The organism is Pedobacter humicola (assembly GCF_056490705.1).
Window position 1 is genome coordinate 254,495 of the sequence record NZ_JBWJIG010000006.1, and the last position, 23,628, is coordinate 278,122.

The 23,628-nt window shown below is 39.9% G+C and carries 24 protein-coding genes; 16 read left to right on the forward strand and 8 right to left on the reverse strand.

Annotated features, from left to right (window positions below; translation table 11 throughout):
• The first annotated feature begins 289 nt into the window (after nt 1-289).
• The 13 genes from AC04Q1_RS12480 (at nt 290) to AC04Q1_RS12540 (ending at nt 12,424) form a co-directional block, all read left to right on the forward strand.
• On the forward strand, nt 290-1,933 hold the full coding sequence (locus AC04Q1_RS12480; RefSeq protein ID WP_478364929.1) for a glycine--tRNA ligase: 1,644 nt from the start codon (nt 290-292) through the stop codon (nt 1,931-1,933).
• 100 nt (nt 1,934-2,033) lie between these two features.
• The gene (locus tag AC04Q1_RS12485) at nt 2,034-2,714 is read left to right on the forward strand and encodes a 2'-5' RNA ligase family protein (protein WP_478364930.1); all 681 of its coding nucleotides are present in this window, start codon (nt 2,034-2,036) and stop codon (nt 2,712-2,714) included.
• A 31-nt stretch (nt 2,715-2,745) separates the two neighbouring features.
• Nucleotides 2,746-3,621, forward strand: coding sequence for a DUF6252 domain-containing protein (locus AC04Q1_RS12490; RefSeq protein WP_478364931.1), 876 nt, complete (start codon nt 2,746-2,748; stop codon nt 3,619-3,621).
• Nucleotides 3,622-3,768: 147 nt separating this feature from the next.
• Nucleotides 3,769-4,176, forward strand: a complete 408-nt coding sequence (locus AC04Q1_RS12495) for a helix-turn-helix domain-containing protein (RefSeq protein ID WP_478364932.1) — start codon at nt 3,769-3,771, stop codon at nt 4,174-4,176.
• Between the two features lie 86 nt (nt 4,177-4,262).
• The gene (locus AC04Q1_RS12500) at nt 4,263-5,027 is read left to right on the forward strand and encodes an SDR family NAD(P)-dependent oxidoreductase (RefSeq protein ID WP_478364933.1); all 765 of its coding nucleotides are present in this window, start codon (nt 4,263-4,265) and stop codon (nt 5,025-5,027) included.
• Nucleotides 5,028-5,217: 190 nt separating this feature from the next.
• Nucleotides 5,218-5,907: a CAP domain-containing protein gene (locus AC04Q1_RS12505; RefSeq protein WP_478364934.1), complete on the forward strand. Its 690-nt coding sequence runs from the start codon at nt 5,218-5,220 to the stop codon at nt 5,905-5,907.
• Nucleotides 5,908-6,034: 127 nt separating this feature from the next.
• Nucleotides 6,035-7,555 carry a catalase gene (locus AC04Q1_RS12510; protein WP_478364935.1) on the forward strand — a complete coding sequence of 507 codons (1,521 nt, stop codon included), beginning with the start codon at nt 6,035-6,037 and terminating at the stop codon, nt 7,553-7,555.
• A 153-nt stretch (nt 7,556-7,708) separates the two neighbouring features.
• Complete coding sequence (locus tag AC04Q1_RS12515; RefSeq protein WP_478364936.1) at nt 7,709-8,212, forward strand: GtrA family protein; 504 nt, start codon at nt 7,709-7,711, stop codon at nt 8,210-8,212.
• 349 nt (nt 8,213-8,561) lie between these two features.
• Nucleotides 8,562-10,343: an aromatic amino acid hydroxylase gene (locus AC04Q1_RS12520; protein WP_478364937.1), complete on the forward strand. Its 1,782-nt coding sequence runs from the start codon at nt 8,562-8,564 to the stop codon at nt 10,341-10,343.
• Nucleotides 10,344-10,430: 87 nt separating this feature from the next.
• The gene (locus tag AC04Q1_RS12525; RefSeq protein WP_478364938.1) at nt 10,431-10,589 is read left to right on the forward strand and encodes a PIN domain-containing protein; all 159 of its coding nucleotides are present in this window, start codon (nt 10,431-10,433) and stop codon (nt 10,587-10,589) included.
• A gap of 58 nt (nt 10,590-10,647) precedes the next feature.
• Nucleotides 10,648-11,349 carry an SDR family NAD(P)-dependent oxidoreductase gene (locus AC04Q1_RS12530; RefSeq protein ID WP_478364939.1) on the forward strand — a complete coding sequence of 234 codons (702 nt, stop codon included), beginning with the start codon at nt 10,648-10,650 and terminating at the stop codon, nt 11,347-11,349.
• A 49-nt stretch (nt 11,350-11,398) separates the two neighbouring features.
• A complete protein-coding gene (locus AC04Q1_RS12535; RefSeq protein WP_478364940.1) occupies nt 11,399-11,761 on the forward strand; it encodes a magnetosome magnetite crystal formation protein family in 363 nt (120 codons plus the stop codon).
• 117 nt (nt 11,762-11,878) lie between these two features.
• Complete coding sequence (locus AC04Q1_RS12540) at nt 11,879-12,424, forward strand: C40 family peptidase (protein ID WP_478364941.1); 546 nt, start codon at nt 11,879-11,881, stop codon at nt 12,422-12,424.
• A 1-nt stretch (nt 12,425) separates the two neighbouring features.
• Here AC04Q1_RS12540 and AC04Q1_RS12545 read toward each other — a convergent pair whose 3' ends face one another.
• The 4 genes from AC04Q1_RS12545 to AC04Q1_RS12560 form a co-directional block, all read right to left on the reverse strand.
• A complete protein-coding gene (locus AC04Q1_RS12545) occupies nt 12,426-13,031 on the reverse strand; it encodes a YdeI/OmpD-associated family protein (protein ID WP_478364942.1) in 606 nt (201 codons plus the stop codon).
• A 24-nt stretch (nt 13,032-13,055) separates the two neighbouring features.
• Entirely contained in the window at nt 13,056-13,943 is an 888-nt protein-coding gene (locus AC04Q1_RS12550) for a flavin reductase family protein (RefSeq protein ID WP_478364943.1), read from the reverse strand.
• A gap of 266 nt (nt 13,944-14,209) precedes the next feature.
• Nucleotides 14,210-15,208: a fumarylacetoacetate hydrolase family protein gene (locus AC04Q1_RS12555; protein WP_478364944.1), complete on the reverse strand. Its 999-nt coding sequence runs from the start codon at nt 15,206-15,208 to the stop codon at nt 14,210-14,212.
• 66 nt (nt 15,209-15,274) lie between these two features.
• The gene (locus tag AC04Q1_RS12560; RefSeq protein WP_478364945.1) at nt 15,275-15,730 is read right to left on the reverse strand and encodes a hypothetical protein; all 456 of its coding nucleotides are present in this window, start codon (nt 15,728-15,730) and stop codon (nt 15,275-15,277) included.
• Nucleotides 15,731-16,006: 276 nt separating this feature from the next.
• Here AC04Q1_RS12560 and AC04Q1_RS12565 point away from each other — a divergent pair, with 276 nt between their 5' ends.
• From AC04Q1_RS12565 to AC04Q1_RS12575, 3 genes are all read left to right on the forward strand, one after another.
• Nucleotides 16,007-17,173 (forward strand): homogentisate 1,2-dioxygenase, encoded by a 1,167-nt coding sequence (locus AC04Q1_RS12565; protein ID WP_478364946.1) that lies wholly within the window; start codon nt 16,007-16,009, stop codon nt 17,171-17,173.
• A gap of 149 nt (nt 17,174-17,322) precedes the next feature.
• Nucleotides 17,323-18,453: a 4-hydroxyphenylpyruvate dioxygenase gene (gene hppD / locus AC04Q1_RS12570; RefSeq protein WP_478364947.1), complete on the forward strand. Its 1,131-nt coding sequence runs from the start codon at nt 17,323-17,325 to the stop codon at nt 18,451-18,453.
• 130 nt (nt 18,454-18,583) lie between these two features.
• Nucleotides 18,584-19,054 carry a hypothetical protein gene (locus AC04Q1_RS12575; protein ID WP_478364948.1) on the forward strand — a complete coding sequence of 157 codons (471 nt, stop codon included), beginning with the start codon at nt 18,584-18,586 and terminating at the stop codon, nt 19,052-19,054.
• A 114-nt stretch (nt 19,055-19,168) separates the two neighbouring features.
• Here the strand turns inward: AC04Q1_RS12575 and AC04Q1_RS12580 are convergent, their stop codons facing one another.
• The 4 genes from AC04Q1_RS12580 to AC04Q1_RS12595 all read right to left on the reverse strand — a co-directional run bounded on the left by AC04Q1_RS12580 (nt 19,169) and on the right by AC04Q1_RS12595 (nt 23,241).
• Nucleotides 19,169-20,905 carry a thiamine pyrophosphate-dependent enzyme gene (locus AC04Q1_RS12580; protein WP_478364949.1) on the reverse strand — a complete coding sequence of 579 codons (1,737 nt, stop codon included), beginning with the start codon at nt 20,903-20,905 and terminating at the stop codon, nt 19,169-19,171.
• A 366-nt stretch (nt 20,906-21,271) separates the two neighbouring features.
• Nucleotides 21,272-21,790 (reverse strand): DsbA family protein, encoded by a 519-nt coding sequence (locus AC04Q1_RS12585; protein WP_478364950.1) that lies wholly within the window; start codon nt 21,788-21,790, stop codon nt 21,272-21,274.
• 2 nt (nt 21,791-21,792) lie between these two features.
• Nucleotides 21,793-22,254, reverse strand: coding sequence for a redoxin domain-containing protein (locus tag AC04Q1_RS12590; RefSeq protein ID WP_478364951.1), 462 nt, complete (start codon nt 22,252-22,254; stop codon nt 21,793-21,795).
• Between the two features lie 69 nt (nt 22,255-22,323).
• A complete protein-coding gene (locus AC04Q1_RS12595) occupies nt 22,324-23,241 on the reverse strand; it encodes a DUF58 domain-containing protein (protein WP_478364952.1) in 918 nt (305 codons plus the stop codon).
• Nucleotides 23,242-23,628: the final 387 nt, after the last annotated feature.

The following is a 23,628-nucleotide window of genomic DNA, read 5'->3' on the forward strand; positions in this document are numbered from 1 at the left end:
CAAAAATAATCGTTTACCTATAAAACCGGTGTAACTCCATGTTGCGCCGGTTTTTTTTTCGGGAAATCTTCATTACAAAGCCAATTTTTCATTGTGTGAAGCAATCTTTTATAACAAGGTTCGCAAAACGAAAGATTGCTTCACCGAAAAGCTGGGGCAGGCTGTCGGCTGAAAAAGTCTTCTCGTAATGACAACATTTCTTTTAACCCTGTAACTCCTTTTCCCCTGATCAAAAACCTTCAGTCTTATCCCTTTAAACCCTCCGCCTTTTTATTATCTTTGCTGCATTATGGCTCAAAAGAATAACGACGAACAATTTAAAAATGTAATATCACACGCAAAAGAATACGGTTTTGTATTCCAGAGCAGCGAAATATATGACGGCTTAAGTGCTGTTTACGATTACGGCCAATTGGGTGCCGAGTTAAAAAACAACATTAAAACCTATTGGTGGAAAGCCATGGTACAGATGCACGAAAATATTGTAGGGATCGACTCTGCAATTTTTATGCACCCAAAGGTTTGGAAGGCCAGCGGACACGTAGATGGTTTTAACGATCCAATGATCGACAACAAGGATTCGAAAAAACGTTACCGTGCCGATCAGTTGTTAGAGAATAAAATTGATGAACTATATTCAGAATTAGCCAGTTTCAGTGTAGAAAACAAAGCTAAGTTTGAAGAATTTCAACAAGAGATATTAGGTTTAAGTGATGAGGGCCAGGCAAGCTGGGTACCTACTTTTAAAGATGAGGCAACCATTTTAGACCATGCAAAATATCCTTTTGTTGAAGAAGCAGGCTGGAGATTTGTCAAAAAAGGTTTAACCCTTGAAGTAGAAATGAACCTGGCGCTAAAATCTGAAAATTTAGCGCAGCTGAAAGATTTAATTGTGGATTATAAAGTAATCTGCCCGATTTCCAAAACTTCAAACTGGACAGATGTACGCCAGTTTAACCTGATGTTCAGCACGCAGTTTGGTGCAATGGCAGAGGGTAGCGATGAAGTCTATCTCCGTCCGGAAACAGCGCAGGGGATTTTTGTAAACTTTTTAAATGTTCAGAAATCGGGTAGGATGAAAATTCCCTTCGGTATAGCGCAGATTGGTAAAGCTTTCAGGAATGAGGTAATTGCCCGTCAGTTTATTATGCGGATGCGTGAGTTTGAGCAAATGGAAATGCAGTTTTTTGTCCGCCCGGGTGAAGACAAAAAATGGTTCGAATACTGGAAAGAAGCACGTTTAAAATGGCATAAGGCTTTAGGTACTTCGCCTGAAAAATACCGTTACCACGACCATGTTAAACTGGCGCACTATGCCAATGCCGCAACTGATATTGAGTTCGAATTCCCTTTTGGATTTAAAGAAGTGGAAGGTATCCACAGCCGTACCGATTTCGATTTAACACAGCATCAGGAATATTCTGGCAAAAAAATGCAGTATTTCGACAACGATTTAAATGAAGAAGGCAAACCTTATGGCAATTATGTACCTTATGTAATTGAAACTTCGATTGGTTTAGACCGGATGTTTTTGTTAACCATGATCAATGCTTTTGAAGAGCAGGATTTAAGCACCGAAGATAAACAGGATAGCCGCACCTTATTGCGTTTACACCCTGCTTTGGCCCCATATAAGGTAGCTATCTTCCCACTGACCAAAAAAGACGGTTTACCGGAAAAAGCACGTGAGATTATGGATACCCTGAAATTCGATTTCAACTGCATTTATGAGGAGAAAGATGCCATTGGTAAACGTTACCGCCGTCAGGATGCTGTGGGGACACCTTTCTGTATTACGGTTGATCACCAAAGCTTAGAAGATAATACCGTTACCATCCGCCATCGCGATAGCATGGAGCAGGAACGTGTAGCCATTGCCGATTTAGGAAACATCATCGGCTCGGCAGTAAGCTGGAAAACGTTGTTAGCATAAAACGAATGTCATGCTGATCCGATAGCTATCGTATCAGCATCTCACAAGATAAATAATTCAGTCGCAGGCTTTAAACTTGCGACTTTTTTGTGTAAGAAATATGAATTTAGCCGACCATTACCATAAACTTTATATCGATTCCATTGCCAAAATATCATCGGGCCATTACGAAACAGATCCTTTAATTGATGATGAAAGGGACAACCGTTTCGGCATTACTTTGGTCATCAGGCCCGATGCGGCAACCAATAACAATATCCAGCAGTTTTTAACCGAAGCAAAGGTCATTGAGCCCGATCAGTATTACTATCAAAACCCTGATATCCATATTACCTTAATGTCGATCATTTCCTGTTACGATGGCTTTGATTTAAAGGATATTGAGGTAAAGGACTATACTCAGCTTATTCAGCAGGTTTTAACCAGACATAAGCGTTTCAAAATTCAGTTCAAGGGGCTTACAGCATCACCATCCTGCATTTTGATTCAGGGTTTTTTAACGGATACTTTAAACGAAATCAGGGATGATTTACGGGCATCATTTAAAAATTCAACACTCCAGCAGAGTATCGATAAACGTTATGCCATCCAAACTGCACATGCTACGGTCATCCGTTTCAGATCGGAACTGGAGAATAAAGATGAATTGGTGAAGCTTATCGAAAAATACCGGGATTTCGATTTCGGCACTTTTGAAGTAACGCAAATAGAACTGGTATATAACGATTGGTACCAGCGGGAAAGATTTGTTAAAAAATTGCATCAGTTTTCTTTATCTTAGCATATCAATCAACCCTTTCAAATTAACGCTCGTGAAAGTATCTTTCAAATTATCGCTATTGGCACTCGTGTGCCTTTTCATTACGTCATCCTGTAAAAAAGAAGTCGATTACCACCAGGAATGGGATTTATCCACAATGAGTGGAAAAGTTGACGGCATCTTACTGCAATGTACATTGGCTACTGCCCAGGTTTATGATGTCGGTGGAAAAATCAGCGCACAAATTTCGGGTTTTAAAGGTACTAGCGCATTTACCTTAGTGATCAGCGATTTTAAAGGTCTTGGAACTTACGCTTTATCCGACTACAATTTGGCAACCTACCTTACAGGTACCTCCTTCTTTCAGGATGCTTACATCGGCAGTACGGCAGGAACAATAAAAATAACCAGTTACTTAGCAGATAAATACATTAGAGGGACTTTTGAGTTTAAAGGAGAAAATCAATATACCTCAATAAGCAAAAACATTACCGAAGGCCAGTTCAATATCAGTTTAGTCCCGGTTAAACTGCCCGAAACCAATAACAGCACCAATAATTTAAGTGCAAAAATAGATGGTACCGTAATCGGTTTTACTGGTGAAGCTATAACAACCAACATGTCTGTTATTGGCAATTTACTTTCCATTGCAACCATAAATGGTGAAAAACGCCTGGCTCTTGGCGTTACCGGTTATAAAGGTGTAGGTACTTATGACTTTTCGGAAGATGGAAATGGAACTTACATGAAAGATCAAACACCTACAGGCTCATTTACGGCAACAAGTGGCACTTTGGTGATCAGCAGTGAAGCAGGTGGTAGATTAAAAGGAACATTCTCATTTATAGCACCCAATCAAAATGCGACAATCAATACATCAGTAACGGTAACAGAGGGTACTTTCGATCTCCCCTACAGCAAAAAATAGCATTAATTTTAAAAATAAAGCCGTTGATTTTAACAATCAGCGGCTTTTTCATTAATAATCCTTTGGTCATAAATGCTGAAGGGTATTAAGCAAATTTCATATTAGCCTTTTGCTTATTATATTTGTTTAAACAGCAATCTCCCTGATATGAAAATTCCACAGAAGTTTTTTGCCCGCCGACATGAAATTGCCGCAGATTATTTAAAAGAATTAGATAAACACCTTGACGATATTGTATCAGGCCGCGCTATTGAAATGTTTGAGGTCAGGGATTTTGCTGATTTAATCCATGTACACCCCACACACCTTAGTAATACCATTAAAGCAGCCACAGGCCATTCGCCATGTTTCTTTTTCGAAGAACGATTAATGGAGATTTCGAAATCGATGTTGCAGAATGTAAGTATGCCCATTGCCGAAATCGCGAGGATATTAACCTACGATCCATCTAACTTTACCAAGTTTTTTAAACACTTTGCAGGCCAAACCCCAAAACAATATCGGGAGGCTTATTTTGAGTCTTTGGCAACAAAAAAGGAAATTGTCACCATATAAAACTTAAACAGTCACCATTTTTACTTAAGCTATCACCATTTTTACAGCGGGTTTCCCTTTAACTTTGTTTAACAAATTAAAAGAAAATGGAAACACAAAATAAAATTGCCCTGGTAACCGGCGGTAGCCGTGGATTGGGAAAAAATGCTGCATTAAAAATCGCAGCCAATGGACTTGGTGTGATTATCACCTATCAATCGAAAAAGGAAGAAGCAGAAAATACCGTAAATGAGATAAAAGCCCTGGGCGTACCTGCAGCTGCAATACAGTTAAATGTAGGCGATGCCAAAACTTTCGATGCTTTTTTTGCAGAGGTAAAAGCCGTATTGAAATCTGATTTTAACGCGGAAAAATTCGACTTTTTAATTAATAATGCGGGAATTGGCATCCATGCGGCTTTTGCCGATACCACCGAAGAACAATTTGATACCCTGGTAAACATCCACTATAAAGGGGCTTTCTTTTTAACCCAGAAAGCTTTGCCTTTATTAAATGATGGCAGTGGAATTATTAACGTTTCAACCGGGCTGGCACGTTTTGCAACCCCAGGTTATGCGGCTTATGCATCAATGAAGGGCGCAATGGAAACTTTAACTAAATATCAGGCGAAAGAACTGGGCGCAAGAGGAATCAGATCGAATATTATTGCCCCGGGTGCCATAGAAACCGATTTCGGTGGTGGAGTGGTACGCGATAACGACCAACTGAACGCAGGGATAGCTGCTAATACTGCGCTGGGACGTGTAGGTTTACCAGATGACATTGGTGGTGTAGTTGCCTTTTTATGTACTGAAGATGCCAGATGGATCAACGCACAGCGCATTGAAGCATCAGGTGGTATGTTTTTATAAAATATCCGCATTTTTTAAACACAAAGACACTAAGGCGCCAAAGGTTAATCTCTTCGTAATCTTGGTGCCTTAATGGTTGTTTATTGTTTAACCGGTGAATAACCGCCCTGCGCCAGACGCTTAACGCTACCAAAAATCCTTGCACAGAAAATATTCCCGGTCAAATGGCGTTATCCATGAAAACCGTCCCATGTTTAAAATACTTCTACCCGCCTTTTTACTGCTGATTTTTTCTGGTCATGTTTACGCCCAAAAATGGACTGATGCCGAATTTCGCAAAGCCAATACTGCAGCAAATGCGTCCTATTTAAGCAACGAGGAAAAAAACATTGTGATGTATATGAACCTGGTCCGTATTGATGGAGAAAAGTTTTATTATACCTTTTTAGAAGATTACATTAATAACTATAATGCCAAAGTTCGGCAATATAGAAACTACAACGAACTGAGGATTACCAGAAACAATTCTTATTATATTTCCTTATTGAAGCATTTACGGGGCATTAAAAACCTGCAGATGTTTTATCCTGATGATAAGCTGACATCCTTAAGCCGTAACCATGCCCAGGATTTAAACCAGAATAACCTGGAAACACACGAAAGCAGCAATGGTGATAAATTTTCGAAGCGTTTGTCCAAATATTTTCCCAATAAGGCCATGAGCGAAAATATCGATTTCGGCTATTCAAACAGTCTGGATATTGTATGTCATTTACTATTAGATTGTGGTGTACCGTCCCTTGGCCACCGGTTTAATTTATTGGACCAGAAGTACAAACTCAATACCGTTGGTGTAAGCATACAGCCCCATCCTTCGTACACCTGGTGTGCGGTGATCGATTTTGTAGCGCAACCTGCATTTTACAGCAATAATGAGTAAATTGCCATACATTTATGTATTGCAGTTTTCATTAACCTATCAATTATATCTATGCAGACATAGAAAATAACTGTTTGATCGGTGCTGAAAATTACCTCATTTTTATAACAGATTACAAACTTAAACGATGAGCGAAAAGAAAAAACTAACCAGTGCATCGGGCATTCCATATGCAAATAATGAAGATAGCATGACCGTTGGTCCCCGCGGCCCGATATTGATCCAGGATTTCATTTTACATGAAAAGATGGCCCACTTTAACCGCGAGCGGATTCCAGAACGGGTGGTACATGCAAAAGGTTCTGGCGCTTATGGAATTTTTACCGTTACCCACGACATTACAAAATATACGAAGGCTAAACTTTTCTCCGCGATCGGCAAGCAAACACCTGTTTTTTTGCGTTTCTCTACTGTTGGCGGCGAAAAAGGATCGGCCGATAGCGAGCGCGATCCACGTGGCTTTGCCATAAAGTTTTATACTGAAGATGGCAACTGGGATTTAGTTGGAAACAATACACCCGTTTTCTTTGTAAAAGATCCGAAAAAGTTTGGCGATTTTATCCATACCCAGAAACGTGATCCGCAAACCAATATGAAGAGTCCGACGATGATGTGGGATTTCTGGAGTTTGAACCCCGAAAGCTTGCATCAGGTACTCATTTTAATGAGCGACAGGGGGACGCCATTCTCTTACCGCCACATGCACGGTTTTGGCAGTCATACCTTCTCTTTTTACAACAATAAACACGAGCGTTTTTATGTGAAGTTTCACTTCAAAACCAAACAGGGCATCCAGAATTTCACCAACAATGAAGCGGTTGACATGAAATCGCAGGATCCTGATCATTCACAGCGGGATCTGTTCGAGGCGATAGAAAGGGGCGAATTTCCGAAATGGACATTGAAAGTACAGATCATGCCTTTTGAAGAGGCCAAAACATATCATATTAATCCGTTCGACCTCACCAAGGTTTGGCCACACCGCGATTATCCTTTAATTGAAGTGGGCGAACTGGAACTGAACCAAAATCCTGATAATTACTTTGCACATGTAGAACAGGCCGCCTTTGCTCCTGCACATGTGATAGATGGCATTTATTATTCTCCCGACAAAATGTTGCAGGGAAGGATTTTATCTTATCCTGATGCGCAACGTTACCGTTTAGGCGGCAATTACGAGCAGATTCCTGTTAACCGCTGTCCGTTTATGACCAATAACTATCAGCGTGATGGTTTAATGGCGGTTAATGGCAACGGTGGATCTAATCCAAATTATTTTCCAAACAGTTTTGATGATATTGTGGTTGATCAAAGTTATAAACAACCGGCCTGGCCACTGGAATCGCTACTGGCCGATAGCTACAATAGAAATGATGAAGGTGAAAATGACCATTATACGCAACCAGGTAATCTGTTCCGGTTAATGGATCCTGAGGCAAGGAAAAACACCATCGCCAATATTGTAAGTGCTATGGGGGGTATTAACGGGGTAAAGAAAGACGATATTGTGAACCGTCAGCTTTGCCATTGGTTCAGGGCCGATATGAGTTTAGGTTTAGCGATTGCCAAAGGCCTGGATTTAAACCTGGACAAAGCAATGGAAGGTATGGTACATGCAGATCCGCCGCATAAAGCCACCAATAGTTAAAAACGAGGTACATATTAAAGAGTTCTGGTTTACCGGAACTCTTTTTGTTTATATAAAATTCTATTTAAAAAATTACCTTTGCCCTTATAACACATATGGCATGGGCAAGGTTGTTCATATTTCGACCTCAAAACCTTTAATATTTTAACATCAATGCGCAAGGCGATTTTAGCATTTATAGATTTTTTTCATCCTCCATTTAAAAAATATATTTCCGCACATAATTTCAGATACTTAGTAACGGGAGGAACTACTTTTGTGCTCGGCATTATTATTTACTTTTTGTCCTTCAATTTTCTTTTTCATAGTGATGAGGTAAAAATATTATTCTTTACGCTCAAAAAAGATACCGCGGCACTTGCCGTAGATTTTGCTGTGGTTATTCCGTTTAGTTTTCTGATTAACCGGTATGTGGTTTTTACACATAGTGAGGTAAAAGGCAAAACCCAGTTATTTAGATTTTTAAACCTTCAATTTATCAACGTATTGCTGAATGTTTTTCTATTTAAATTCTTTGTAGAAATATTAATGGTGTACCCCACCATTTCAAAAGTGGTCGTAGCAGTATTGGTCGCTTCATTCAGTTATATATACCAGCACTATTTTACATTTAGCGTAAAGAAAATCGGAGAAAAAAAAGAGAAAAAAAATCACTAATCCAGTTTGATTGTAGCATCTTTTTTTTGCCACGAAGACACGGAAATAATGATGATAATTAGATTAAACACCAGGTTCATCAACCCCAACCTAAGTACCTAAACGGGATGGAAGCGGTATCCTTTTACGGTCATCCTGAGCGCAGTTGAAGCACCGCAAAAGATTTAGCGCACAGCCCGACGGAACCCCTCCGATGAAATACTCCCCTAGCTTTCCTAATCACTAATTCATCTTTTTCATCTACCGAAACCTTTATTACTTTAACCTGTTAATTTATCCGACTGCTTTCTTGATAAGATAAAAACAACATCCTAACTTAGCTGCCGACCAACTTATTTTCAGCATAACCATGAGCCATTTTAATGATTTTAATAATGCGCAGGTAGCAAAATTGCCCAATCATTTAAAGCAATTTATCGTTGCCCAGAATTACGAAAAATATACGCCGATCGATCAGGCAGTGTGGCGTTATGTAATGCGCCAGAATTACAGTTATCTTAAAAATGTTGCTTACTACCCCTACATCAAAGGTTTACAACGGGCAGGATTAAGTATCGAATACATTCCCGACCTGCAGACCATGAACGATAACTTAGGTAAAATAGGTTGGGGCGCTGTAACTGTTGATGGTTTTATTCCACCAGCAGCTTTTATGGAATACCAGGCATACCGCGTTCTGGTAATCGCAGCTGATATCCGCCAGATTAACCATATTGAATATACCCCGGCACCCGATATTATACATGAAAGCGCTGGTCATGCGCCGATTATCGCCGATACCGATTACAATAACTATTTAAGTTATTTTGGTTCGATCGGTGCAAAAGCGATGTTTTCGGCAAAAGATTTTGAGCTATATGAAGCCATCAGAAAACTCTCTATTTTAAAAGAAGCTGTTGATGCAGATGAATTTCAGATTGCCAAAGCAGAAAAGGAACTCCGTTATATTAACGAAAATATGGGCGAGCCTTCCGAAATGGCATTGCTTGGCCGTTTACATTGGTGGACTGTTGAATATGGTTTGATCGGTACTTTAGAAAATCCAAAAATTTATGGGGCGGGTTTACTTTCTTCTATCGGCGAAAGTGCCACCTGTATGCAAAACGATGTGGCAAAACTTTGGTACAACATGGATACGGTTAACTATGCTTACGATATTACCAAACCACAACCGCAGCTTTTCGTAACCGAAACCTTCCAGAATTTAATTGATGTACTGGAACAATTTGCCAATACAATGGCATTTAGAAAAGGTGGAACAGAAAGCATGATGAAGGCGATTGCCTGCAAAAATGTAGCAACGGCTGTTTATAGCTCGGGATTACAGGTTAGCGGTATATTTACCGATATGGGCATTAGCGCTAAAGATGAAGTAACCTTTGTTAAAACAATGGGGCCATCGGCACTGGCCTTTAAAGAAAAGCAACTGGCCGGACATGGAAAAGATTACCATGCTGATGGCTTTTCTTCTCCAGTTGGGCGTTTAAAAAATAGCGTAAAGGCATTAGAGGATTATGGCATCGACGAATTACAGGCTTCAGGTATTGTTTTGAGCGGAAAGGCCGAACTTTTATTTGAAAGCGGTATTAAAGTAGTTGGAGTTGTTAAAACTATTTTGATTGAAGAGCACAAAGTAATTTTGATCGCTTTAAACGACTGTACCGTTACAGAAAGCAACGGGAACATCTTATTTAAACCTGAATGGGGTACTTATGATATGGCTGTAGGAGAAAGTATTGTTTCGGTTTTTAATGGTGCTGCCGATAAAGATGCCTACGAAGAAATTACTTTAATCAGCGGGGAGAAAACGCATCAAGTGGTCTATGATGAAAAAACCCTAAGACTGCACAACTTATACAAAACGGTAAGGGAGATTAGGGAAAGCGGCGAAAACCTCGACCGGCTTGGCGAAATTTTCGTGCAACTGAAAACCAACTACAGACAGGACTGGCTTTGTGCGTTAGAAATTCTGGAAATTATTTACCACAAAAAGGTTTATCATCAGTTGGAAAAAGAGATTCAGGTGTATTTGGAAATTAAAGCCGGCAGAGAGATCGATCATACCAAATTGATCAGCGATGGTTTACATGTAATCAAAAACCCGGTAAGCCAACTGCTTGTGGAGGATTGATATTTAAAAGCAAACTGGAAGAAAACTGTATTAGTGAATTAATTGATTCATTAAAGGTTGTACCTTTAAATGATGCTGTAGTATAACATGACCAGTACACTAAGGAAAAACAACAGAATAAAACTGCCGGATGCTATTATTTATGCTACAGCAGAGGTAATGAAAGGAAAACTCTTAACGAATAGTACTATTGATTTTGAAAAAATAAATGGAGATGTCGAACGCTTTAATCCAATAAATTTATAGAACATTTGATTCTATCACGTCAATCTTTTAACTAAAAACAATTTTTTAACATTTTTTAATGAACATTATAATTACAGGCGCCAGTAGCGGAATCGGGTTCGAAACTGCTTTAGAATTTAGCTTACAGAAAGAAAATAAGATTGTAGCCATTGCCCGTTCGGCTGATAAACTGCGCAAACTGCTAGAAATAGCCAGAGGCATTAATCCCGACTGTACCCTGCTCCCGGTAGAATTCGATATTGTAAACGATGATTATGCTGCACTACTTCCATTTTTACAAGAACGTTTGGGATCGGTTGATATCTTAATCAATAATGCTGGTGCTTTAATTAATAAACCATTCTTAGAGACTACAGAAGCTGACCTGGGCGAAATGTTGCAGAGCAATGTGATTTCGCACTTCAGGATGATCCAAAGCGTTTTACCATTCATGCAAAGCGGAAGTCACATTGTAAACATTGGCAGCATGGGTGGTTTTCAGGGGAGTGTTAAGTTTCCCGGACTTTCCGCATACTCTGCAAGTAAAGCAGCTTTGCACACTTTAACCGAATGTTTGGCATTCGAGCTGGCCGAAAAAGGAATTAAAATCAATTGCCTGGCTTTGGGATCGGCCCAAACTGAAATGCTCGAAGCTGCTTTCCCGGGATACCAAAGTCCGGTGATGGCCTTCGAAATGGGGAAATACGTTGCCGACTTTGCGAAAACGGGACACAAGTTTTTTAATGGGAAGATTTTGCCGGTTGCGGTTACCACCCCATAATTCCATAATTTTTAGTAATTTACATCACTAATTGAAAAACTAAAAATCTATGGAAACGAACTCCCCTTTTAAAACTGCTGATAATGGAAAAAACGCTGCAGTAGTAAGCTACATTTTTCTTATTGGCTGGTTGATATCGTACTTTGCCATGTACAAAGACAATAAAACAGCTTTGTCGAGTTATCACTTAAGACAATCGTTACTGCTTCATCTGGGCATTATTGTGCTTAATATTGCATTAACCATTATTCTCATGATGGTGCCGACAGCGTTTTTCGGATACTTAAGTTATCTGGCTTATATTGGGTACATTATTTTTATTATTTTGGGCGCGATTAGTGCAAATAATAATGAGCAAAAGCCACTTCCACTATTTGGAGATAAGGCGCAAAGCATGTTCCCAAGTATTTAATCGAAACCAAATATTTTAACCAAAGTCTGGGCCAGCTGCCCGGGCTTTTTTTTGTTTTAACTCATTTTCAACATTTTAACCGACTTTAGATTTTTTTTATATCTTTGGTTCCAACATATGAAGAAAATAATAGTCCCGATTCTGTTTTTCATTTTGTCTGCCACGGCAGGAAAAGCCCAAACAATCTTACCCGCGCAATACCAGGAACTGGTGAAAAAGCTGGTTGCCAGCCTTCCAAAAGAAGCAACGGTTACAGAGAAAAATTCTAACACAAGTTCAACATCACTTATCGATTTTGCTAAAAGTATGTTAGGTATTCCCTATCGTTACGCAACGAGCAATCCTAAAGTTGGTTTTGACTGTTCCGGTTTTGTGAGTTATGTATTTAGCAATTTTGGTTTTAAGGTTCCACGTTCTTCGAGAGAATTTAGCTATGCGGGTAAAGAAACCAGTTTAGAAAATGCAAAAGTAGGTGACGTATTGATTTTCACAGGAAGTAACTCAAGAGTTAGAAGAATAGGCCATGTTGGCATTGTTTATTCTATAGATGAAAACGGGATCAAATTTATCCATGCTTCTTCGGGCAAAGCACATCAGGTAACCATTACTGATTTGGACGGCCATTATAAAGCCCGCTTTATGAAAATTGTGAGTATTATATAAACTACTTTTTATATTTCCACATTCTTGTTTTGCCTTCTCCCAGCCACTCTAAAGTGGTTTCAAGTCTTTTTTGCCTGGTGGCATCGGTTTTAGCTTCTTCGAGCCACATCACATACTCTTTTTTATTGGATACACTAAAACCCTGAAATACATTCAGTGCTTTAGGATCTTCGTTTAGTGCTTCAGTAAGATATTCAGGGATAATCAGGTCTTTCTTCTCAGTAGATTTTGGCTTTGGCGGCAGTTTGATATTGTCTTCATTTAATTTAATTGCCCGCTGAATATAGGCAATCAAGACTTCATCGGGTGGCAGGTCTTCAAAAGAAGTAATTTTACCAAGCAAGCCCATGGCCTCCGAGCGCTCTTTAAAAATGCCAAATTCATCCTGCATTAACGATCCCTTCCAAAAGCCAAAAGCGCAATGGTTTTTAAAGGAGGCCATATGGCACACGGTACCTTTAAAATCGAAAAAAGGCATTCCCCATTTAATTTTCTCTTCGATGCGTGCATCGGCTTTATGCACCAGATTTCTTAAATGATCTAAAATCGGAATGGCAAATGCTGCCGAGTTAATGATATACTGATCTACCTGAACAAGTGTATGCATAGTTAAAAAATTACCTGAATAAATTTAAAGCAAAACGATCTTTAAAGCAAGCTCTACTTCTCCCATACTGAGAAATTTTTTGGCCAGTTCGTGCAGCTCCCTTTCACGGTTCGTACTATCGCCAATGGTGGCATCCAATACTTCTTTTACCTCTGGGTTCGTACTGATCAGATCAATTTCTTCATCGCTTGGTAAGTGTTCAACATTGCCCAGCATGCCCAGATCATTACCGGTTAATACTTTTGAAAAACGGACTGAGTGCGGCAAGCGGTCTATCCCTATTCCCAATTTAGCTAGTGGTTTCGCTACTTTAAACAGGTTGTTATCTGTAACCCTGCAGTACCAATCGCCACCTAATCGGGCCACCAGATCGATTTTATGCTGATCTATTCTGCCATTTTCATCTAAAATAGCTTCGCTGATATGGATCAGTTTAATTTCGGCAAGGATCAGGTTCCCCGCGCCATGGTTATCACCAAGAGCGATTACTTCATTAACCACGCACTCAAACTGTACGGGCGCTTCGGCAACTCTTGGGGGTTGAACCAAATCCGATTTCAGCATGGTAAATCCCGCCTTTTGAAACTCATTTACCCCTTTTGCATATTCGGTACTGGCGAGGCTCATTTGTTGTACCATTCCGTAATTCACGATATTGATTACACACTCTTTCACCTGAAGCACGTTTTCTAAAGTATGCTTGGTGGTATTATCGCGCACCCTCCTTGATGGAGAAAAAACACAGATGGGCGGTTTTGTACTAAACATATTGAAGAAACTGAAAGGACTCAAATTAATATTCCCTTCGGCATCCATGGTGGAGGCAAAGCAGATCGGCCTCGGAGCGATAGCGTATTGTAGATAATTTTGCAGGTCTACTGCGGTAAGATCTTCAGTTTTAAGTGTTAGCAAAACTTTACTGATTAAATTTAAATTATTTTTTTTTGAAAGCAAATGCAGTGTACTTAGGGAACAGCAGTCCCACCATGCGCTATTATTCCCGATGAAAATCGGGAGATACCGCTGCTGTCGGGCTATATAGCAATGCTGACCTAAGTAATCTAAACCTGACAGCAGCGAGCATGGGCAAAAGCTTTTTCTGCGCTTGCAATTAAAGCGAATGGCAGGACTACACTAACCGAAATATGCAGAACCAGGCTTTCCTAAGCTTAAAAAAATTAGTGTTTCTTCAAGCCCAAAATAGAAAAATCAGTATTCGCTTTCGTAATTGTATTCGTTAAAGCGCCAAGGCCTGTGATTTCCATTTCTACCACATCGCCTGGCTGTAGCCATTGTACGGCATAATTCGGATCGTTAAGCAAACCCGTACCGTTTAATTCTAAGAAACAACCTGTACCCACTGTTCCAGAACCGATTACATCACCTGGAAGGATATCTACACCATAAGCACAACGTTCAATAATTTCGGCAAAGGTCCAGTCCATATCGGCTGCATTTCCTTTAGAAACCTCGATACCATTAACGCGACAGGTCATTTTGAGATCATAAGCATTACCTACATGCCCCTCTTTAGGGGCAACTTTGTACTGCAACAGCTCATCTGGCGTTACCAGCCACGGCCCAATTACTGTAGAAAAATCCTTTCCCTTTGCAGGTCCTAAATTCAATAACATTTCTTCCATCTGCAAAGTGCGGGCACTCATATCATTCATCACCATGTAACCGGCAATGTACTCATCTGCTTCAGCAGCTTTAATATTTCTACCTTTTTTACCAATCACAATGGCCAGTTCCAATTCGAAATCCAGTTTCTCAAAATGATCTGGCATGCATTCAATTTCACCAGTACCCTGAATCGCGTTATGATTGGTGAAATAAAAGATCGGATATTCATCAAACTGAGGAATCATATCCACCTTTCTGTTTCTACGTGCCGCGGCAACGTGCTGTCTGAAAGCATATCCATCTCGGCAACTTGTAGGATGCGGAACAGGCGCTAAAATCTCATAAAAGATTTCTTCTTTGGCTGCTAAACTACCATCCTTTATCTGGTCATCGATATTTTTTGCCCTTTCCATCAATACCTCACCACCAAGCAAAAAATCGCCCATATGATCTGGAATAAGCTTATCGCAACTATTTAAATTATAGATATGCCCATTTATAAACACACCAAGATGCTCTCTGTCTTCGGTTTTATAGGATACTAGTTTCATATATCATTTGGTTAAATATGCGGTAAAGCTAAGCAATTAGGCAATTCAAAATAAAAATCAGTCTTATTATTTTAACACGGTATATTTCTGAAGGTTTGATTTAATTAGAGGAAAATCTTTTGCCTGAAGGCCTTTGTAATGTTTTTTATTGGAAAGCAAGCCACCGATCAATAATCCTCCTGAAACCCCAATCGGCACACCCGCTGCGATAAGTACAACGGATTCAACTAATTTATCGCTTTTCGCAGCTAATACAAAAAAGGCTAAACCTCCGGTAATGGCTAATGGCGCAACAATTCCTCTACGATGGATGTATAATGCACTGATGCTATCAGCACTAAGTTTCACCGTATCTCTCCGATTTCTAATGATGGTTAAACCATCATCGGATGCAGCATAAAAAGAGCCTCTAGCTGCGTTGCCATTTCGCTCCACAACCCTGATACTGTACTTGGCTTTTTGCTGTGCAAAGCCAGTATAACCAAAGGTTATACAAATTAAGAATGTAAAAATAAATTTCATAGAAATAATAGGACTATTAGTAATTAAAGGTAATTAAAATTTCAACTTTTAAATAAAATACTTACCTTGCTGCCATTAAAACCATGATCCTAAAAGCATTACATATTCACCTGGTAAACGATGCCATAGCTGCCCGTCGCTATAAGATGCTATCCAAGCTGATCATGGCCCAATATTCTCTGTAATTTCCTTGCCCTTTCTTATTAATTGAAACGCATTTCCGTTTTAATTGTTTATTCATTAGGATATTTCTTTCTAACCATAACACCATTAATTATGCCTATTTATCATAAATTGGGGCAGATTCCAGCTAAACGTCACACGGTTTTTCGTAAACCTGATGGAAATCTCTATGCCGAAGAACTGGTATCAACCGAAGGTTTTTCCAGTTTATATTCGCTGGTTTACCATTGCCACCCACCAACAATTGTAAAACACCTGGGCGAACCCTATAGCGTAGAACCCAAAATCGCTCGCGAAAAACACTTAAAACACACCAGTTTGATCGGTTTCAATATTAAACCGGAGGATGACTTTCTAAAAAGCAGAAAGCCAGTACTTGTAAATAGCGACTTACACATTGTTCTGGCCGCACCAAGAAAATCGATGACCGATTATTTCTACAAAAACAGTCAGGCGGATGAGATGATCTTTGTGCACGAAGGTTCTGGAAAACTGAAAACAGGCTTTGGAGAAATTAAATTTGCCTATGGCGATTATCTGATTATTCCAAGGGGGACCATTTACCAGATGGAATTTGATAATGAGCAAAACAGGCTGTTCATCGTAGAAAGTTTTAGTCCACTGAGGCCCCCAAAAAGATATTTAAACCAGTTTGGGCAATTGATGGAGCATTCACCCTATTGTGAGCGTGATTTAAGATTGCCCGAAAACCTGCAAACACATGATGAATATGGCGATTTTAAAGTACTAATTAAGAAACAAGGCTTAATTTATCCGTACACTTATGGTACACACCCATTCGATTATGTAGGCTGGGACGGTTATCATTATCCATATGCATTCTCTATTCACGATTTTGAGCCGATCACCGGCCGTCTGCATCAACCCCCTCCTGTTCATCAAACCTTCGAAGGACATAATTTTGTGGTCTGCTCTTTTGTTCCGCGCAAGTATGATTATCATCCTGATTCTATTCCAGCTCCTTACAACCACAGCAATGTAGATAGCGACGAAGTACTTTATTATGTTGACGGTGATTTTATGAGCCGCAAGAGTGTAGTTAAAGGGCAGATTACCTTACACCCAGGCGGAATCCCACATGGCCCGCACCCGGGCAATGTAGAAAAATCAATCGGCAAGGAAAAAACAGATGAACTGGCGGTAATGATCGATCCTTTTAAACCTTTAATGCTTACACAAGATGCATTGGATATTGAGGATGAGAATTATCATAAGAGCTGGCAGATTAACGTAGAATAAATTAGTTGGAAGACTGTAGACCGAGGTCCGAAGATAAAAAGCAGACAAACCCAGCGGCAATCAATAATTCAACATTGAAACTTTACAACCATTAATAACAACACACCCGAATAGGATCTCCGACTTCGGACTCAATAAATAACAACGAAATGGAAACACAAACATTCGCAGAAAAGATATCAAAAGCACCAGATTTTCTGCCAATTAACGGAACAGATTATATCGAATTTTACGTGGGCAATGCCAAACAGGCCGCTCACTACTATAAAACCGCATTTGGTTTTCAAAGCCTGGCTTATGCCGGGCCAGAAACCGGTGTACGCGATCGCTCATCTTATGTATTGCAACAGGGAAAAATCAGGTTGATTCTGACTACTGCATTAAAATCAGATCACCCCATTGCGGAACATGTAAAAAAACATGGCGACGGGGTAAAGGTATTGGCGCTTTGGGTTGATGATGCCTATAGCGCGTTCGAAGAAACCACAAAACGCGGTGCCAAACCTTATATGGAGCCTAAAACTTTAACCGACGAAAACGGAGAAGTTAAAATGAGCGGTATTTATACTTATGGCGAAACCGTACACATGTTTATTGAGCGTAAAAACTATACAGGAACGTTTATGCCTGGTTACCGCATTTGGGAAAGCGATTACCAACCTGCCGATGCCGGATTATTGTATATCGATCACTGTGTAGGCAATGTGGGTTGGAACCGCATGAATGAGGCCGTACAATGGTACGAGGATGTAATGGGTTTTGTAAATATTTTATCATTTGACGATAAACAGATCAATACCGAATATTCGGCTTTAATGAGCAAGGTGATGAGTAATGGAAACGGTTATTCGAAATTTCCGATCAATGAGCCTGCTGAAGGTAAAAAGAAATCGCAGATTGAAGAATACCTGGAATATTATGAAGGTGAAGGCGTTCAGCATATTGCCGTGGCCACTAAAGATATTGTTACCACCGTTAAAGAACTGAAATCTAGGGGTGTAGAGTTTTTAAGTGCGCCACCAGAAGCCTATTATGATATGATGCCACAGCGAGTAGGTAAAATCGACGAGGAAATAGCTTTACTGGAAAGCTTGGGCATTTTGGTCGATTGCGATGAGGAGGGCTACCTGTTACAGATTTTCACCAAACCAGTTGAAGACCGTCCTACCCTTTTCTTCGAAATTATCCAGCGTAAAGGGGCACAAAGTTTTGGTGCGGGTAATTTTAAAGCATTATTTGAATCACTAGAACGTGAGCAGGAATTGAGGGGAAATTTATAATTTTATCAGAAATATCAATCAAAGGCAATCAGTTATCTGGTTGCCTTTTTATTTACTCATTTTTCGGTATGTGTTTAATGAAATAATTATTTAAATTTAAATACACACAAATATTTAAACCTTAATAATTATGAGAACAAAACTCACGCTGGTTTTATTACTGGCCGCATCGTTCAGTGGCTTTGCCCAAACAAAAGCCGAAATCGTTAAAAACATCAATCAGCTGCTGGCAAAAGCTATCGGCGGCACTGATCGCATTTTGCGTAATGGAACAGAAACTACCTTTAAAATTACTGCAAATTCATTTTCTATTGATGAAGAAATGAATTACGGGATTTTTACAATCGGAAAAACCTTTGCAAGCTCAGATCAAGCCAAAGAAGAAACTACTAACAAATCGCAAATACAGTACTGGAATGGATTCAAAGTAAGTCCGGAACAGCGAAGTACAACAATTAAATCGATATATCCCGTTTTCGAAAAGCGAGAAGGGGAGCCTGATAACGATAAGAACGGAATTAAATATTATTGTTTAGCAGGTGATGAAGATAAACTGATAACTGCTTTAAAGCAACTGCAAGGACTTTATCAACGAAAATAGTCAATCTCATCATTGCGAGAAGGTGTTTTCATCCGACGAAGCAATCTTTATAGCAAGATCATTAAAATTAAAGATCGCTTCGTCGTTCCTTCTCACAATGAAGACTTTTTAACACTACAACATTTCACCCAGGTGTTTATAATTCGATTTAATCGTATCCAAAACCTCAGTCATTTTTCCGCCCAGCATTAATTTGGCCATCGATTCGGTCATGCCTTTGATCTGCGCCCACTCTATCTTTGGTGGCATGGCTAAAGCGTTAGGGTTGGTCATGATGTTTAACAAAACTGGTCCATTTTCGTTAAGCGCATGGCTTATCGCCGTTTCTACTTCTTCAGGTTTAGCAACCGTTAAACCTTTAAAGCCCATTGCCTGAGCCACCAATGCAAAATCAGGATTGATCATATCGGTTTCATTATCGGGCAAACCATCAACTTCCATTTCCAGTTTTACCATTCCTAAGGCCCTGTTGTTAAATACAATTAGCTTTATCGGGAGATTATATTGTTTAATGGTCGCCAGATCACCCAGGAGCATGGATAAACCACCATCGCCACAAAGTGCAATCACCTGTTGCTCCGGATGCGCCAGGGCCGCCCCGATGGCCATGGGCATGGCGTTAGCCATCGAACCATGGTTAAAAGAACCGAGCATTTTACGTTTGCCAGTCCCATCAATAAAACGTGCACCCCAAACACAGCACATACCTGTATCTACCGTAAAAATTGCATCGTTGGCCGCTAAACGGTTAAGGGTTTCGGCCACAAATTCTGGCTGGATTTTATTTTCTTCCCCCTGATCTTTAACATACACCTGTTGACTTTCCTTAACTTTTTGATAGAATTCCAGTTGGGATCTCAAAAACTTATCATCTTTCTTTTCTTCTAAAAGCGGTAACAATGCTTTAATAGAATCGCTGATATTGCCACATAAACCCATTGTTAGTTTTGCTCTTCTGCCCAGGCGCTCTGGTCTTTCGTCAATCTGAACAATTTTGTTTTTTTGGGGCATAAAGTTTACATAAGGAAAATCCGTTCCCAGCAAAAGTACCACATCAGCTTCGTGCATGGCATGATATCCCGATGGCTGACCCAAAAGTCCTGTCATTCCTATTTCATAAGGATTATCATATTGAATGCCCATTTTGCCACGGAAAGAAAACCCAACTGGAGCTTTCAATTTAGCGGCTAATGCTACCACTTCATCATGTGCTTCAGCCGCCCCTATTCCACAATAAAGCATAATTTTCTTTTCGCCGTTTAGCAAAGCAGATAAATCGTTCAGTTCCAGATCGGAAGGGCGGATAACAGGTTTATTGTTAAATAACTGCATGGAAGTTACACTTTCTACAGCATCCAGTTGTGCTACATCACCCGGCAAACCAAAAACGGAAACACCTTTTTTATGAATGGCATGCTGGATGGCGGTCTGAAACATTCTTGGCGCCTGTTCGGCCGTGGTGGCCACCTGATTATAATAACTGCAATCGTCGAATAATTTTATGGTATTGGTCTCCTGAAAAAAGTCCATTCCAAATTCACCTGTAGGGATGGTTGAGGCAATGGCAATTACCGGAACATGAGATCGATGCGCATCGTATAGGCCATTAATCAAATGCACGTGGCCCGGACCGCAACTTCCGGCACAACAGGCAATCCCATCGAGTTCTGCTTCGGCTGCAGCAGCAAATGCCCCTACCTCTTCATTGCGGACGTGGATCCACTTTATCTTGCCGTTTCTTCTTACTGCATCGTTAAAATAATTCAAACTATCTCCGGTAACGGCGTAAACTCTCTTTACACCAACTTCAACCAGCATTTCAACCAGTTGTTCTGCCACATTTTTACTCATGAAGGTATTTTTTAATCAGGTTTTTTTATTGTTACCTTATAAAAGGATGAAGCAGGGATATTGTTTTAATAGCATAGGGAAAAACACCAATCTGACATGCTTAAGACTTTAATTTAGCCTTGTAACATAAGTAGTGTAATAATAGAGGGATGAAGTTTCTTCACTAAAACTTCATAAATGAAGTGCACCTTTGAAATAACAAAACACGAAGCGATTTCAATTTTGTTAAATTCTAAAAACTCATAATTAGTTTTTTAGTTTTCCGGTTACCCTTATCTGATACCTCATGTATTGCAAAATACATGAGGTTTTTTGTTTTAAAAGATTCAAGTTCGAATAGCATTGCCTATACAACCTGAATCTTAATTATTCGGTGCTTTCTTTAAGCATTTGATAAAGGTCCGTAGCACCACCATCAAACTTGGTTCCGTTTACATAAAATGAAGGTGTACCGTTTACGCCACTCCGTACACCACTGTCAAAGTCATCTTCTATTTTAGTTTTGATTGCTTCCGAAGTGCTGTCTTTCTGAAACTGTTCCAGATCCAAACCGATCGTTTCGGCCAGTTCGTCGAACAGATCACCGTTTAAGCGATATTGATTTTCGTAAAGCGCATCGTGCATGTCCCAAAACTTATCTTGCAAACCTGCTGCTTCGGCTGCTATTGCTGCAGGGAAAGCATATTCGTGCGCATTGGCCAAAGGAAAATGACGGAAGATGAATTTGATCTGATGGCCAAATGTTTCTTCAATTTCTTTTACAATCGGATAGGCATCGCCACAAAATGGGCATTGATAATCGCCAAACTCTACAATAGTGATGCTGGCTGAATCATCGCCTTTTATATGATCCAGATTGTTTACTTCGGGTTTTAATGTGCTCATCTTTATTTTTTACTTATTTCTTCCAATGCATCTAAAATTCCATCGGCGCCAGGATTAACCGCTATTGGCGATAAATAACTCCAGGCAATTTTTCCGTCTTTATCAATCACAAAAAGTGCACGTTTGCTTTCTCCAAGTGTTTCATCATATACGCCATAAGCTTTTGAAACGGCTCCTTTTGGTTCGAAATCGGCCAATAAAGGGAAATGCAGTTTTCTATTCTCTTCGAAGGCAAGGTGACACCAAACGCTGTCAACCGAAACGCCAAAAATCTGTGCATCATACTTGCTGAAATATTTGAGCATTTCGTTGTACAGTGCCATTTGGTCGCTGCATACGGGGCTCCAATCGGCAGGATAAAAAGCCAGGATTACATTTTTACCTTTAAAATCTTTAAGTTTTATTTTTTGATCGGGTGTAGCATTCAATTCGAAATCTGGTGCTAAAGCGCCTTTTTCTAACATATCCGGGAGTTTAAATTTAAATCGTTTATTTTAATAACAGCAATGACTGCGGGTTGTTTGCGATGAGGATTAACCTAATTTCTGTCTTTTGATTAAATAAGATTGGAGAATTGGATAATAACCTTCATTCATGTCGGCATCAATCAGGTCGATTTTATACTGGGCACATTTTAGGGCAATCTGTTGGCGATAGCTGGAAACCGCAGCCGTATAATTTTCTTTTACCTGGTTGGTATGTACTTTAATGGTATCGCCGGTTTCCATATCGATAAATTGGTAGGGCCTGTTCTCGAAGTTAAAATCAACTTCTTTTGATTTATCCACCACATTAAAAACTACAACCTCGTGTTTGTTGAATTTTAAATGCTGGAGGGCATCAAAAAACTGATCGGTTTTATCGGCACTTGTTTGCGTATTAAACAGATCGCTGAAAATGATCACCAAAGACCGTTTATGAATTAATTCGGCAACCTGGTGCAGGGCTTCACTTATATTGGTCTGCGCATGTACCTTTGGTTTCTGCAACAGCTCTTCCAATTGCGTAAATAAGTATTTCTGGTGTACATTGGTCGATTTGGCCGGCGAATTCAAAAGGATCTCATCCGTAAACAGGCTCAACCCAAAGGCATCACGCTGTTTTTTCAACAGGTACATCAACGATGCCGCGGCCTGGATAGAAAAAGTAAGCTTGTTATTTTTAGGTTCAGGGAAATACATCGACGAAGAAACATCAATTACAAACTGGCAGCGAAGGTTTGTTTCTTCTTCGAAGCGTTTACTGTAAAGTTTATCGGTTTTGGCATATAACTTCCAATCGATATTTTTAACGTTATCACCATTATTGTACTGGCGGTGCTCAGCAAACTCAACGGAAAAGCCATGAAACGGACTTTTATGCAATCCGGTAATGAAACCTTCTACTACTTGCCGGGCAAGCAATTCTAAATTACCATAGCTTGTTTCGTTCTCGTAGTTTACCGCCTGCATATGGTAAAGCTAATAAAAGATTTATTAAAAAAAATTAAAAAGTAGCCGGAAATCTCGAAGTTTCAAAGGTCAGCGCATAGGCCAAACCACAAACTGTAAATTGAAAACTGTAAACCAATATGGGCGTTACCCAATCTCGTGAAATACGGGAAAGGGTCGGGCTTAGGGCTACGCTCCGGCACCGATGAAGGATCGATACTGAACCCTTACAATCCCTAACGCAAAACCCATAGTAGTTGCCGGTTTCGCGCCGGCACTATAAAGGAAAGCGGGTCTGAAAATGCCTTAAAAACCGGAACCTGCACTTCCAAAAAACGACAAAGAATAAGCTTAAAACAAAAAATCCCGAACTCAGCAAATGAGGTTCGGGATCAACGTTTTATAATC